We start from the raw sequence: 14230 nt of genomic DNA on the forward strand, positions 1-14230 counted from the left end.
AAGCTGCAAAGGCATTATAATGATAAGCTTTCAGATTTAATTTAAAACATTTTTTCTTTTGTTTCTAATCTCCTGACTCTTTCCCCGGCTCTATTTTAATTTCATTTCGTTAATAGTAACCTGCGGGGTTAATACTTTGTTTACTTTTTCAACAGTAATATCTTTGGCCAGTTTAAAGGATGCTTTTTCTTCTATCGCCCTTGACGAAGAGCCTATCCTGATCTCGTATTTACCTTCATCGGCAATCCATGCCTGCCTGCTGGTGTAAAAAGATGCCAGATCGGCGGCTTTTAGAATAAAGGTCATGGTTTGCGATTCCCCGGCTGCCAGTAAGCGGGTTTTGGCAAATGCCCTTAACTCCTGCTCGGGTTTATCCAGGTCTGTTTTAGGGGCGCTAATATAAAGCTGCACCACTTCTTTACCTGCAATATCGCCGGTATTTTTAATGGTGATAGTTGCTTTAATGCTCTTCGTAAAATCGGTTGAGCTCAATTTCAGATCACTGAATTTAAATTTGGTGTACGATAAACCGTAGCCGAACTCATATGCCGGTTTAACTTTAGCGGCATCGTAATAACGATAACCCACATAGATGCCCTCCACGTAAGTGACAGACTCTGGCTTTTCGACTGGTGTACCCGGGAAATTATTTGCCGATGGTACATCCTTATAGTCCATTGGGAAAGTGGTAGCCAGTTTGCCCGATGGATTTACCTTACCACCCAAAACATCCGCAATAGCGTTACCTGCTTCAAGGCCGGGTTGCCATGCCAATAATATTCCATCTACGTCATCGCGCCAGCCGGCAACATCAATAACGCCACCTATATTTAAGACAACGATTACTTTTTTACCTTTTGCATGAAATGCGGCAGCTACATTTTTGATCAGGCCATTTTCGGCAGCATTCAAATAAAAATCACCGTCCAGTTTCCTGTCTGCACCCTCACCCGCGTTTCTGCCAATAGTGATCAGGGCTTCATCTGCGCCGGCAGCTTCATCTGCTACTATACCGTTCACATCCATCTCGGGGATAGGAGCTGGATGGTCAAAAAAGTTTTTAGGTTTCGGCTGTTTTAGCTTCATATCGGCCAGGTAGGTACCGTAATTTTTAGATAAGGTTTCCTGCAATTTAAACCCGGCATTGGCCAGCCCCTGCATTAACGATATGGTGTAAGCTTTGTTAACATCGCCGCTGCCAGTACCGCCTGCAATAATATCATAGCTTGTATTACCAAATACTGCTATCCTTTTTGCCGGAAGAAATGGTAGTGCGTGATCCTCATTTTTAAGCAAAACCATGCCCTGCGCTGCGGCCTCGCGCGATACTTTGGCATGAGCTTCAAGATCAGGAGCATCAGTGTATTTATATTTTGTAAACGATGGTGATTTAATAATTACATTCAGCATCCGTTCAACATTCGCATTCAGTTGTTTAATATCGAGCGCGCCACTCTTAACAGCAGCCACAATAGCTTCTGATTGGCTGGGACTACCTGGCATAATAAGGTCGTTCCCGGCCTTCATTTGCGCTACAGGATCTTGCCCTCCAAACCAATCGGTCATCACAAACCCTTTAAAGCCCCATTCGTTTTTTAAGACAGTGGTAAGAAGATCTCGCCTTTCGGAAGTAAATGTGCCATTAAGTTTGTTGTATGACGACATTACCGTCCAGGGTTGCGATTTTTTTACAGCAATCTCAAAACCTTTCAAATAAAGTTCGCGCATGGCCCTTTCACTCACAATTGTATTGATAGAGTTCCGGTTTGTTTCCTGGTTATTAGCCGCATAATGCTTAATTGAGGTTCCTACGCCATTTGATTGCACGCCTCGTACAATTGCCGCCGTCATGTTACCGGCAACCAGCGGATCTTCTGAATAATATTCAAAATTACGACCGCCAAGCGGGTTGCGATGAATGTTTAAACCTGGCGCCAATAATATATCCACGCCATATTCGCGCACCTCGTTACCGAAAGCTACCCCTACTTTGTTTACAAGTTCGGTATCCCAGCTACTGGCCAGCAGTGTTGCCACCGGAAAAGCGGTAGCATAATACGTTTTTGATTTATCGTCGTTGCGAATGGGTTCTATACGTAATCCTGCTGGTCCATCAGATACGGTCATGGAGGGTATTCCCAAACGGTCAATACCGTGTGTACGGCCGGCGGCACCGGGAACTTTCTCTGGAATATTATACGCATCGGGATCAGATGGTGGCAATTTGAAGCCTCCAATATCTATCGACTCTGGCTTTTTTCCTTTTACCGGCGGCGGCATACCGGGCATTTTAAAGCCCATGCCCACAACCAGCTTTGATTTTTCTTCTAACGTYATCGCAGCAACTATCTGCTTAACATTGTTTGCGCTTAGTTGCAGTGGCGTTTTTTTACTTTGAGCCTGTGCCGAGGAGTTAAAACTTCCGGCAGCCCACATTATTACAATAGCAACACTAAAGCTGTAGCTTATTTTCATGATTAAAAGTTAAAAAGTTGTTTTTAATAATTGGTTATAACTTGTTTATTAACAGCAAATAACACCATTGCGTCAACATAACACAATAGTATATATTATCTTTTGAAATTGCAACTGTTTGGGGGAAGGATTTTTTTAGGACGAAGGAGCAAGGACTTTCGGACGAAGGACTATCAGACAAAGGATAAAAGACTCAAGAATGACAGAGTCTCAATTAAGCCGGATGGAAAACACCTAAAATAAAAAAAGACACCTTTATCGGGTGTCTTTGCTCTTTATTCTTTTTATCCTTTGTCTGATAGTCCTTGCTCCTTCGTCCAAACGTCCTTGCTCCTTTATCCTAAAAAAGAAGTGTATTCTTCAGCGGAGTATCAAAAAGAAGTTTTTCGATATAAGTGGTGCGCAGGGCATCCTTTAATGCCATGGCATGTTTTTCGTGGTGCATATCGCTTGATATGAAATCGATCAGGTTATTATCTACAAGCATTTCAGCCTGCCTTTTTACATCTTTGCCGTAGTAGCCGGTTAACGAAATGGTATTCAATTGCATGCTGCATCCCCAGCCCTGTATGTTTTTGTATTGTTCAAGGTCCATATACGGGTATCTTTCGGGGTGGGCCAAAATGGGTTTATACCCCATATCGTTCATTTTTTGTATTACAGGTATAACGTTGGGCGGTTTATTTATAAAAGAAAACTCAAACAGCGCGTAATTATCGCCCATTGTCATTAATTTTCTATCGTTTACACGCTCTTCAAACGTTTCATCAAAATAATGTTCTGCAGCGGTTTCAATAAGTATATCTATATTTTCTTTTTTTAATTCCGCTTTTAGTATCTCCAGGGAATCCGCGATGGTTTCTGGTGTGTTCCTGTAAAAATCGATCATAACATGAGGGGTGGCTATAATCTTTTTTATCCCCAGTTCCATCATCTTACGAATAAGTATAATTGAATCCTGCGGAGTTTTTGCACCATCATCAATGCCGGGTAAAACATGCGAGTGCATATCTACCATTATTGATTCATAGTTGAATGTTATTTCCTTGCGCTCTTTTCTCTTTTTAAATAACCCAAACATAATTACCGGTTAGTGTACTGTCCTTTATAATATTGCTGGTAATTTCCTGATGTAACATTTTGCAACCATTCTTCATTGGCAAGATACCAATCTACGGTTTTTTCCAGCCCTTCTTCAAAAGTTATTGTGGGCACCCAACCCAATTCGTTCTTCAATTTTGACGCATCTATTGCATAACGCAGATCATGACCGGCCCTATCTGTTACATAAGTGATCAGCTTTGCCGATTCACCGGTCCCGCGATTCAGTTTTTTATCCAATATCGTACACAATAAATTGATCAGGTCTATATTTTTCCACTCGTTATGGCCACCAATGTTGTAGGTCTCTCCGGCTTTAGCCTTATGAAATATAAGGTCTATCGCCCTTGCATGATCCTCTACCCACAGCCAGTCACGAATGTTTTCTCCCTTACCATATACAGGAACGGGCTTATTTTGTTTGATATTGTTTATTGCCAACGGAATCAGCTTCTCCGGAAAGTGAAAAGAACCGTAGTTATTTGAACAATTTGATATCACGGCATTTAGTCCATATGTATCCTGGTAAGTCCGTACAAAATGATCAGAACTGGCTTTTGATGCCGAGTATGGCGAATGCGGATCATAAGCAGTTTCCTCGGTAAACATTCCATCTTCTCCTAAAGTACCATAAACCTCGTCTGTTGATACATGATAAAAACGGGTTTCATCATAATGTCCTTTCCAGCTTTCACGGGCAACATTCAACAGGTTAACGGTACCTACAACATTTGTCATTACAAACTCAAGCGGGTTGGTTATTGACCTATCTACATGCGACTCCGCTGCAAGATGTATTACAGCATCCGGCTTTTCGGTATCAAAAAGGTTATTTATAAATTCAAGGTCAACAATATCGCCCTTTATAAACCTGTAATTCGGCTCGTTTTCAATATCTCTTAAGTTTTCGAGGTTGCCTGCATAAGTTAATTTATCTAAATTAATGATGGTATAACCTCGATACGTTTTAACAAAGCGGCGCACCACATGTGAGCCTATAAAACCAGCCCCTCCCGTAATAATGATCTTTTGCATTAGCTGAATATTTGTTTATAATGGGTTTTGAGATATGTATTTTTCCCACTCCCAGGCAGATGACATCATTGTTTCTATATCCAACTCCGTCTTCCAGCCTAACTTTTTGCTTGATTTTGTTACATCGCCCCAAACCTTCTCTACATCACCGGCACGGCGGGGGCCTATTTCGTAATTTACTTTTACACCCGTTGCGCGTTCAAAGGCCTTTATCACGCCCAATACGGTATTGCCCTGGCCTGTCCCTAAATTAAACACATCGTAGCCTTTATACTCGTCTTTCTCCAATAATCTAAGTGCTGCCACGTGAGCTTTGGCTAAATCTACAACATGTATATAGTCGCGAATACAGCTACCATCCGGGGTATCGTAATCATTGCCAAAAACAGTAATTTTCTCGCGTTTGCCTATTGCCGTTTGGGTAATAAATGGAACCAGGTTTTGGGGCACACCTATTGGCAGTTCGCCTATAAGTGCTGTTTCATGGGCACCAACAGGGTTAAAATATCTTAACGATACAACCTTATAGCTGCTTGTGCCTGATGCAATCATATCTTTCAATATCTCCTCGGCAATTTGTTTTGTGTTGCCGTAAGGCGATTGGGCCGGTTGCACGGGAGCCCCTTCTGTAACCGGTAATTGTGCCGGCTGTCCATAAACTGTACAGCTTGATGAAAACACAAAATTTAATGGTTTGCCATAATAGGCTTCCAATAAATTAATGAGCGAATAAAAATTATTGCGGTAGTATTTAAGCGGTTTTTGTACCGATTCGCCTACTGCCTTAAAAGCTGCAAAATGAATGATCCCTGCAACATCTGGCTCGGCAATGGCCAGGGCTTTTACGCCGGCTTCATCACAAAGGTCGAGTTTATGAAAAACAGGTTTGTAGCCAATGATCTTGGCCAGCTGTTCTAAAATTTTGGGGTCGGAGTTTGAAAGGTCGTCAACAATAACAGGTTCGTAGCCTGCATTTACCAATTCAACAACGGTATGGGAACCAATAAAACCAAGGCCTCCGGTTACTAATATTTTCATTTTTTTTATAGATGTTTTAAGCTATTGCCTTTAAATAAATTATGTTGCTATTTGTTATAGTATGTAAAATCCTTGTGGTTTATCTCCGTTTCGGGTAACGATTTAAAGTAATCAAGGGTGATCTTTAAGCCCTCGCTCCGCGAAACTTTGGGCTCCCAGCCTAATATTGCCTTGGCCTTGGTAATATCCGGGCGCCGCTGTTTGGGATCATCGGTTGGTAATGGCAGGCTGATCAGTTTCTGATCTGTACCTGTTAACTTGATGATCTCCTCCCCAAATTGCCGGATGGTTATTTCATCCGGGTTACCTATGTTCATCGGCTGGGCATAGTCGCTATGCAGCAGCCGGTAAATCCCTTCAACCAAATCATCTACATAGCAAAACGAGCGGGTTTGTGAGCCATCGCCAAACATCGTCAATGATTCGCCCCGTAAGGCCTGCCCAATAAAGGCCGGTARTACACGCCCGTCATTCAGCCGCATTCGCGGACCATAGGTGTTAAATATACGGATGATGCGTGTCTCTAACCCGTGGAAGGTATGATAGGCCATCGTTATCGCTTCCTGGAAACGCTTGGCTTCATCATATACCCCCCTTGGACCAACCGGGTTTACATTACCCCAGTACTCCTCGGGCTGCGGATTAACATTCGGATCGCCGTATACTTCGGATGTGGAAGCTATTAGCATCCGGGCTCCTTTTGAGCGGGCCAAACCCAACAGGTTGTGGGTACCCAATGAACCTACCTTTAACGTTTGGATGGGAATCTTTAAATAATCAATAGGGCTTGCAGGTGAAGCAAAGTGAAGGATATAATGCAGTTCGCCCGGAACAAACACAAATTTGGATACATCATGGTTATAAAACTCAAAATTCTCCAGTTTAAACAGGTGCGATATATTCCTCAGATCTCCGGTAATCAGGTTATCCATGGCTATTACATGATAATCTTCCTTGATAAACCTGTCGCATAAATGCGAACCTAAAAAGCCCGCGGCTCCTGTGATTAATATTCGTTTACGGTTTGTCATTAACTTATTTCTTTGTGTACGATGCTGTTATAATAAAAACTCCATAATTTTTTCTCCCGTCAAAGTCATGAAAATTACGCCCGTCAAATATAACAGGTGCATTTAACTTTTCTTTCATAAAATCAAAATCAGGGGTACGCGATACCGGTACAAGACCCGGCTCACGAATGGGCATTAATAAATATTTTGTTACTACTTTTAACGCCGGCTAAGATAATGAACATATTTAAATGATATTACTATATAATATTGGGTTAAGGCTATATTTTGTCGCCGTCTATATTGCAGCGTTTTTTAATAAAAAAGCAAGCCTGTGGATAAGGGGGCGAAAGGATCAGCAACCGATACATATAAGCAGCAGTATTTGGTTTCATTTTGCTTCACTTGGCGAATTTGAACAGGGGAGACCCATTTTAGAAGCTATAAGAGCCATACATCCTGGTAAAAAAATCGTGATCAGTTTTTTTTCACCATCGGGATACGAGATCAGGAAGAATACCCCACTCGCCGATTTTGTGTACTATTTGCCTTTAGATACAGCAAAGAATGCCGTACAATTTATCAACGCCATACAGCCAGAAGTGGCTGTTTTTACCAAATATGAATATTGGTATCATTATTTTAATGAGTTGCATAAGCGCGATGTCCCTTTGTACATCATCTCGGGCATTTTTAGGCCTAAACAAATCTTTTTTAAGTGGTACGGCGGTCTTCACCGTAAAATATTGGGTTTTGTAACCCGGTTTTTTTTGCAGGACGAAGCATCAAAACAACTGTTGCAAAACAYCGGCTTTACTAACACAACGGTAAGCGGCGATACCCGTTTTGATAGGGTATGGACCAATGCGCAGCATCAAAAAGAAATACCTGTTATTACCAAATTTKTTAATGGTAAAAAAGTATTTATTGCCGGCAGCACCTGGCCCCGGGATGAAGCCTTGCTGGCCGTACTGCCCGCTTTATATCCTGACTGGAAATTCATTTTTGCACCGCATGAAATAGGGGAAGAAAAAGTAAATAGCCTGGTAAGTTTATTACCTAAAGGTACGGCAATAAAATATTCTGAGTTAATTCAAACAGAGGAACTCACTGTTAGCCCCTCACGGTTTAACTCTCTCGTTATAGATAATATAGGTATGCTCTCTTCCTTATATGCTTACGGAGATATCGCTTATATTGGTGGTGGTTTTGGTGCAGGCATCCATAACACATTGGAGGCCGCGGCTTTTGGCTTGCCGGTAATATTTGGACCCAATTACCAAAAATTTAATGAAGCCCTGGAATTAGTCGCTTTAAAGGCCGGATTTTGCATTAATGATGCTGAACAGCTTAAGGGTATTGTTGATACCCTTGCAACTGATGAATCATTTTATAGTATTACCAGTAAAAAGGCCATGAATTATGTAAAGGAGCATACCGGGGCTACAGATAGTATTATGGCGCAACTTGGATAAATGTAAAAGCAGGATAAGGCATAAAACAGCCTATCCGTAAATATTGATTAATTGTTAATACGATTTGCTCATATATGACTGCAGCAATATCACGGCCGATATGGTATCCACCAACTCCTTATTTTGCCGGCCCTTTTTATTCATCCCGCTTTGTGCTATTACCGCCGAAGCCATTTTGGATGTAAAACGCTCATCAAGCATCTCAACGGGAATTTCGGGAAATGTTTTTTTTAGCAGGGCAACAAACCCTTTTACATGTATGGCCGATTGAGATGGCGTGTTGTCCATCTGTTTTGGTTCGCCTACTACAAAGCGCTCAACCTGCTCGGTTTTAAAGTAGGTTTTCAGGTAGTCTACAATGTGCATAGGGTGTACTGTATCCAGCCCGGTTGCAATGATCTGTAAGGGATCGGTAACCGCAATACCTATGCGCTTGGTGCCGTAATCAAAAGCCATGATTCTCATTAGATATGAGATGTGAGATATGAGACGAGAGATTTCATTGGGTGTAAAGATAGGAGATGTGAGATATGAAGGAGTGAGATTTTTTTGCATTTGGATAAAATGAGTTTTTCTTAACAAAAAGGCAATATGGATTAGCCGSGAGTGCGGCTCCTATCTCAAATCTCTCATTAGATTTTAGATGTGAGATATGAGATTTCATTGGGATGTAAAGATGGAGTTATGAAAGCGTGAGATTTTTTTGGATAAAAATGCGTTTTTCTTAATAAAAAAAGCCCATGCGGATTAGCTGGGAGCGCGGCTTCTGTCTCAAATCTCCTATCTCCCCTCTAAAATCTACCCCCGTCATATCTCACATCTCAAATCTAATTCCTATTTTGCACCAAATGCAGTTTAAGCAAATAGTAGGACAAGAGGCAATCAAACAACGGCTGCTTAACTCGGTGACAGAGAATCGGGTTAGCCATGCACAGTTGTTTTTGGGCCCCGAAGGATCGGGCAGCCTGGCGCTTGCCGTGGCTTACGCCCAGTACCTGTCCTGCGAAGATAAACAGGCCGATGACTCCTGCGGCATATGTTCATCATGCCGCAAGTACAATAAACTAATGCACCCCGATCTGCATTTTTCGTACCCGTTTTTCGCCAAACATAAGGATGATACCGCGCTTACTTTTATTGAGCAATGGCGGGATGCATTTACCGCTAACCCCTACATGAATCTGGATACCTGGCGCGGATACCTGGATGCCGAAAACAAACAGGCCAACATTAACATTGCCGAATGCCACCAGATTATCAAAAAACTCAGCTTTAAACCATTTGAATCGGTTTACAAAATCCTGATTCTTTGGCTGCCGGAATATTTAGAAAAAGAGGGGAATGCGTTGCTGAAAATCATCGAGGAGCCTCAGCCAAACACCCTTTTTATTCTTGTGGCCCAAAACCAGGACCAGATATTGAACACTATACTATCGCGTACACAACTAATAAAAATTCCTTGCCTGCCTTCGCAGGATGTGAAGCAATACCTGATTACTGAACATAACCAAACCGAGGATGCGGCTGCCGAAATAGCCTACCTTACCAACGGCAACTTAACCGAGGCGCTAACCATGCTGCAGCAGGATACAAAGAGTTACCATGGCCTGTTTGTACAGTGGCTTCGCTTATGTTTTGGCAACAAAGGGCTGGAGGTTTTAACTTTTGTTGACCAGTTTGCCAAAATGGGACGGGAGAATCAAAAGAACTTTTTGCGATATGGCATCAGCTTTATCCGCGAGTGTTGCCTGCTAATGGCAGGAGCAGGCAACCTGGTGCACCTACCGGCCAAAGAACTGGAAACAGCCCAAAAAATGACTAACGTGCTTAATATAGAAAAAGCACAGGATATATGTACCGAGCTTGAAAAAGCACATTACCATGTAGAGAGAAATGCAAATCCAAAAATTTTATTTTTAGATGTATCTTTACAGATTATAAAAATACTGAATTTAAAAACCATCCCTTCGGGGAGTCAATATATGCCAAATTAATTATGGGATGTGGAAGTTGTTCAACAGGGGGCGGATGCTCCCCTGCGGGCTGCAAAAGTAACGGCTCGTGCCTTACAAATGGTTGCAGCAAATTAGATGTTTACGATTGGCTATCCCACATGGATATGCCAACCAATTATAAACCGTTTCCGGTTATCGAAGTAAAATTCAAAGGTTCGCGTAAGGAGTTTTTCCTGAATAACGATAATATTTACCTCGAAGCCGGCGAACTGGTAGCCGTTGAAGCTACTACCGGGGGCTATGATATTGGCCACGTTTCTATCACCGGCGAACTGGTGCGCATGCAAATGACCAAACGTCATGTTAAGGAGGCCGATGTGGTTAAAAAAATCTATCGCAAAGCCACCGTAGCGGATGTGGATAAATGGAAAGCCGCCAAGGATATGGAATGGGAAACCATGCATAAATCGCGTAAGCTGGCGTTGGACCTTAACCTGAGCATGAAGCTGAGCGACGTGGATTACCAGGGCGATAAAACCAAGGCCACCTTTTATTATACTGCCGAAGGTCGTGTCGATTTCAGGGAACTGATCAAAAAAATGGCCGAAACCTTCCGCATCCGTATAGAAATGCGCCAGATAGGGATGAGGCAGGAAGCAAGCCGTTTAGGCGGCATTGGTTCATGTGGCCGCGAGCTTTGCTGTTCAACCTGGCTAACCGATTTTAAAACGGTTTCTACTTCGGCGGCCCGTTATCAAAACCTTTCTTTAAACACCTTAAAACTTGCCGGGCAATGCGGTAAATTAAAGTGCTGCTTAAATTACGAGCTGGATACGTACATGGATGCGCTTAAGCATATCCCCGATAATGTAAACGTTTTAAAGACTGAAAAGGGTGATGCCCGCCTGCAAAAAACCGACATATTTAAAAAAATTATGTGGTTTAGCTACCCCCGCGAGGAATCATGGGTACCTATGCCGATTGCAAAAGTTAAAGAAATTCAGCAACTGAACCGTGAGGGAATTATCCCGGCCGACCTGGGTGAAATGGAAGAAGAAGAAACGCTGATTGTTAAAGCGCTTGATTACGAAAACGTAGTTGGCCAGGATAGCCTGACCCGCCTCGATGACCGGAACCGCAACAAAAACCAAAAGAAGAATAACAATAATAATCGCAATAAAAATCAAAAACCCGGTATCACTGGCGGCGATGGAAAACCCAACAACCAGCCGCGCCCGCAAGGAGCAGCTCCCGTAGCCGAAAAGATAGCAGGGGCCCCGGAAGGTAACCGTCCGCAACAGGGAAACAGGCCACCAAAACAACAGGGTAATCGTCCGCAAAACCAGGGCAACAAGCCGCAACAACCGGGGCCTAAACCCCAGGCGCAGGGCAACAAGCCACCTCAGGAAGGCGGCAATAACAACAGGCGTAACAGGCCAAACCGCCCAAACCCTAATAACCAAAACCGTAACAATAATAATCCACCACCGCAGGATACACCACAATAAAATGAAACGGTATATAAAGATACTTTATCCGGCAGCATGCCTTTTAATGATAGCGCTGCTGGGTAGCTGTACCGACCCTACTGCGATTATTGATACAAACCTGCCCTTTGCAGATCATAATTGGTCGTACGTTAACCGGGTTAAATTTGATTGCCGGATAGATGATGAAAAGGCTGCTTATAACCTTTACTTTAATCTGCGCGTTACAGATGCCTATAAATACTCCAACCTGTTTGTGCTCATTTATCAAACCTCCCCCGCTAAACAGGTAAAGGTAACCCGCTACGAAATAAAGCTGGCTACCCGCGACGGCGAATGGCTGGGTAAAGGATCGGGTAATTTATATAGCTATCAGCTGCCTTTTCAAACCAATGTAAAATTCGCGGCTAAGGGTAATTACCATTTCGAGATTGAGCAAAACATGAGGGATAACCCACTGCATAATGTGAGCGATGTAGGGCTGAGGGTAGCAAAAGCGCAATAAATTGTTTTTTTCAGTATTTAATTTGTCCCTCTTTTTTTAAATCAAAGTAATATTTTTTACATTAGGTGGCTTATAACCTTGCTTTAGCTAATGAAAAAATTATTCCTTATCACACTGCTTTTTCCACTGCTTGCCGATGCACAAATAAATGCCGATAGTGCAAAGTACCAGAGCACAATTAAGTATTATACCAAGGCCATTACCCAAAATCCTAAAGATGCCGGCTATTATTACAAAAGGGGAATGGCTCAATATGGCCTCGAAGACTATAAAGCTGCCCTGGCAGATTTGAACCAGAGTATTACGCTTGATGCCAAAAATGAAGATGCTTTTATAGACAGGGGACGCACCTACGATAGTTTGAAAGACTATAAAAACGCTTTGGCCGATTATTCAAGCGCTATAGCATTATCACCAAAAGATGCTGTTGCTTTTTATAACCGGGGACTTGCCAAAGCACACCTGGATGATTATAAAAATGCTTTGTCCGACTATAATCAGGCCATAATTCTTAACCCTAAAGATGCTGATGCGTTTAATGAACGGGGCATCTGTAAAAAACACCTGGAAGATTACAAAGGTGCCATTGCCGATTATACACAAGCCATTGTGTTAAATCCTAAAGACAGCTATCCTTACTTTAACCGGGGACTTTTAAAAAACACCTTAAAAGATTATAAAGGCGCTATAGCCGACTTTGACCAAACTGTTATACTAAATCCAAAACATGCCGATGCCTGGTATAGTCGCGCAGGCATTAAACGCACGCTTGAAGACTATAGGGGCGCAGTAGATGATTATACAAAATATATTATGCTTGAGCCCAAAGACCCGGATGGCTATAACGGCCGGGGTTTAGCTAAATTGGACCTGGACGATTTCATTGGCGCTAAAGACGATGACAACAAAGCTATCGCGCTCGACCCCAAATATTCGGCGGCTTACTATAACCGTGGTCTTGCTAACGATGGGATAAATGATTATAGCGAAGCTATTGATGATTATACAGCCTACATCAACTTAAACCCGAAAGATGCCGACGGCTATTTTAAGCGCGGCAATACCAAATTAGACCTTGAGGATTATAAAAGCGCTATTGACGATTACAACCTGACGTTAAGTATTGATCCCCAGTATAGCAACGCTTACTATAACCGCGCCCTTGTTAAAAGAACGCTGGAGGATTATAAAGGAGCTATTGAAGATTATACCAAAGTTATAACCCTGGAGCCTAAAAATGATGATGCTTATAATAACCGCGGATATGCCAAACATTTATTGAATGATAAGACCGGGGCCTGTGCTGATTTTAATAAAGCAGTTTCCATGGGTAATAAACTGGCCCCTGAGAATATTACTAATTTTTGCAAGTAAATGAATCACGAATRCACCGTTTCAACCGGCTATAAAATATTTTATTGGGCCCTGGCCGCATTAATGTTTGGCTTAGCCGGCTATCTTTTTACTGTTCCACAAAAACAGGGCTCCATCGTGTTCATTTTTCCTCTGTTAATAGGAATAGCTGGGGTAATGATTATCGTGAGCGTACTTAAAGGCCGCATCATTGTTACCAGCAATAGCATCATTCGAATTAGTTTTTTAAAAACAAAAGAAATTTTATTTACCGATATCAAGGGCTTCAGGGTTGAAGATAAGATCATCCGGTTTCAAACTGTTTCGCCCCAAATGCCTAAATTCTACATAACAAGGTATAGCGACTTCGGCAAAATAGATGAATTTATAAAATGGCTCAACAATACTTTTTCAAACCTTGATGCGATTGAATACCAGGAAGGCCTGTCCCAAATTTTGTCAGACAATAACCTGGGCATCACAGAAGATGAGCGAAAAGAAAAATTACACAAAGCAAAGTATATTTCCCTTGTGTACAACCTTGGCGGCATTGCCTTGTTTATAGCAGGATTATGTTTTCATGAAAAGGCAAATGGGCCGGTGGTCAGCCTTATTACGTTGTTATATCCTGTGTTAAGCGTGCCTATTATGTTTTATAGTAAAGGCCTTATCCGCTTTTATTCTAAAAAAGCAAGCCCCTTTTACCACATCTTTATTGGTACATACATAAGTACTATCTTTTTTTTGGTAATAACCGCAACCAGGTACGACATATTGCACTATAACAGCATTTGGT

13 protein-coding genes are annotated in these 14230 nt (G+C 42.2%); 6 read left to right on the forward strand and 7 right to left on the reverse strand.

Annotation, left to right across the window (positions count from 1 at the left end):
* Window positions 1–90: 90 nt before the first annotated feature.
* From AC1DPZ_RS04735 to AC1DPZ_RS04760, 6 genes are all read right to left on the reverse strand, one after another.
* Window positions 91–2475: a glycoside hydrolase family 3 C-terminal domain-containing protein gene (locus AC1DPZ_RS04735; RefSeq protein ID WP_477401598.1), complete on the reverse strand. Its 2385-nt coding sequence runs from the start codon at window positions 2473–2475 to the stop codon at window positions 91–93.
* Window positions 2476–2815: 340 nt separating this feature from the next.
* Window positions 2816–3556, reverse strand: coding sequence for a tyrosine-protein phosphatase (locus tag AC1DPZ_RS04740; RefSeq protein ID WP_477401599.1), 741 nt, complete (start codon window positions 3554–3556; stop codon window positions 2816–2818).
* 2 nt (window positions 3557–3558) lie between these two features.
* A complete protein-coding gene (gene rfbB / locus AC1DPZ_RS04745; protein WP_477401600.1) occupies window positions 3559–4611 on the reverse strand; it encodes a dTDP-glucose 4,6-dehydratase in 1053 nt (350 codons plus the stop codon).
* Window positions 4612–4626: 15 nt separating this feature from the next.
* On the reverse strand, window positions 4627–5649 hold the full coding sequence (gene galE / locus AC1DPZ_RS04750; protein ID WP_477401602.1) for a UDP-glucose 4-epimerase GalE: 1023 nt from the start codon (window positions 5647–5649) through the stop codon (window positions 4627–4629).
* 47 nt (window positions 5650–5696) lie between these two features.
* Window positions 5697–6680, reverse strand: a complete 984-nt coding sequence (locus AC1DPZ_RS04755; protein ID WP_477401603.1) for a UDP-glucuronic acid decarboxylase family protein — start codon at window positions 6678–6680, stop codon at window positions 5697–5699.
* Between the two features lie 4 nt (window positions 6681–6684).
* Complete coding sequence (locus tag AC1DPZ_RS04760; protein ID WP_477401605.1) at window positions 6685–6855, reverse strand: hypothetical protein; 171 nt, start codon at window positions 6853–6855, stop codon at window positions 6685–6687.
* A gap of 55 nt (window positions 6856–6910) precedes the next feature.
* Between AC1DPZ_RS04760 and AC1DPZ_RS04765 the strand changes: the two genes are divergently transcribed.
* Window positions 6911–8134, forward strand: coding sequence for a 3-deoxy-D-manno-octulosonic acid transferase (locus AC1DPZ_RS04765; protein ID WP_477401606.1), 1224 nt, complete (start codon window positions 6911–6913; stop codon window positions 8132–8134).
* A gap of 54 nt (window positions 8135–8188) precedes the next feature.
* On the opposite strand, the gene ruvX is transcribed toward AC1DPZ_RS04765, so the two are convergent.
* Window positions 8189–8599: a Holliday junction resolvase RuvX gene (gene ruvX / locus AC1DPZ_RS04770; RefSeq protein WP_477401608.1), complete on the reverse strand. Its 411-nt coding sequence runs from the start codon at window positions 8597–8599 to the stop codon at window positions 8189–8191.
* A gap of 383 nt (window positions 8600–8982) precedes the next feature.
* On the opposite strand from ruvX, the gene AC1DPZ_RS04775 reads away from it, so the two are divergent.
* The 5 genes from AC1DPZ_RS04775 to AC1DPZ_RS04795 form a co-directional block, all read left to right on the forward strand.
* Window positions 8983–10128 (forward strand): DNA polymerase III subunit, encoded by a 1146-nt coding sequence (locus tag AC1DPZ_RS04775; RefSeq protein WP_477401609.1) that lies wholly within the window; start codon window positions 8983–8985, stop codon window positions 10126–10128.
* A 2-nt stretch (window positions 10129–10130) separates the two neighbouring features.
* On the forward strand, window positions 10131–11597 hold the full coding sequence (gene ricT, locus AC1DPZ_RS04780) for a regulatory iron-sulfur-containing complex subunit RicT (RefSeq protein ID WP_477401610.1): 1467 nt from the start codon (window positions 10131–10133) through the stop codon (window positions 11595–11597).
* 1 nt (window position 11598) lies between these two features.
* A complete protein-coding gene (locus AC1DPZ_RS04785) occupies window positions 11599–12081 on the forward strand; it encodes a gliding motility lipoprotein GldH (protein WP_477401611.1) in 483 nt (160 codons plus the stop codon).
* 90 nt (window positions 12082–12171) lie between these two features.
* Window positions 12172–13455 (forward strand): tetratricopeptide repeat protein, encoded by a 1284-nt coding sequence (locus AC1DPZ_RS04790; protein WP_477401613.1) that lies wholly within the window; start codon window positions 12172–12174, stop codon window positions 13453–13455.
* Window positions 13456–14230 (forward strand): hypothetical protein (locus AC1DPZ_RS04795; RefSeq protein ID WP_477401614.1); only part of this gene is annotated, 775 nt, incomplete at its 3' end.

The organism is Mucilaginibacter sp. P4_G9, assembly GCF_056400985.1.

Bases quoted from the DNA above. Each gene is read 5' to 3' on its own strand.
- AC1DPZ_RS04740 (WP_477401599.1), bottom strand. From the start codon at position 3,556: ATGTTTGGGTTATTTAAAAAGAGAAAAGAGCGCAAGGAAATAACATTC.
- rfbB (WP_477401600.1), bottom strand. From the start codon at position 4,611: ATGCAAAAGATCATTATTACGGGAGGGGCTGGTTTTATAGGCTCACAT.
- galE (WP_477401602.1), bottom strand. From the start codon at position 5,649: ATGAAAATATTAGTAACCGGAGGCCTTGGTTTTATTGGTTCCCATACC.
- AC1DPZ_RS04760 (WP_477401605.1), bottom strand. From the start codon at position 6,855: ATGCCCATTCGTGAGCCGGGTCTTGTACCGGTATCGCGTACCCCTGAT.
- ruvX (WP_477401608.1), bottom strand. From the start codon at position 8,599: ATGAGAATCATGGCTTTTGATTACGGCACCAAGCGCATAGGTATTGCG.
- AC1DPZ_RS04775 (WP_477401609.1), top strand. From the start codon at position 8,983: ATGCAGTTTAAGCAAATAGTAGGACAAGAGGCAATCAAACAACGGCTG.
- ricT (WP_477401610.1), top strand. From the start codon at position 10,131: ATGGGATGTGGAAGTTGTTCAACAGGGGGCGGATGCTCCCCTGCGGGC.
- AC1DPZ_RS04785 (WP_477401611.1), top strand. From the start codon at position 11,599: ATGAAACGGTATATAAAGATACTTTATCCGGCAGCATGCCTTTTAATG.
- AC1DPZ_RS04790 (WP_477401613.1), top strand. From the start codon at position 12,172: ATGAAAAAATTATTCCTTATCACACTGCTTTTTCCACTGCTTGCCGAT.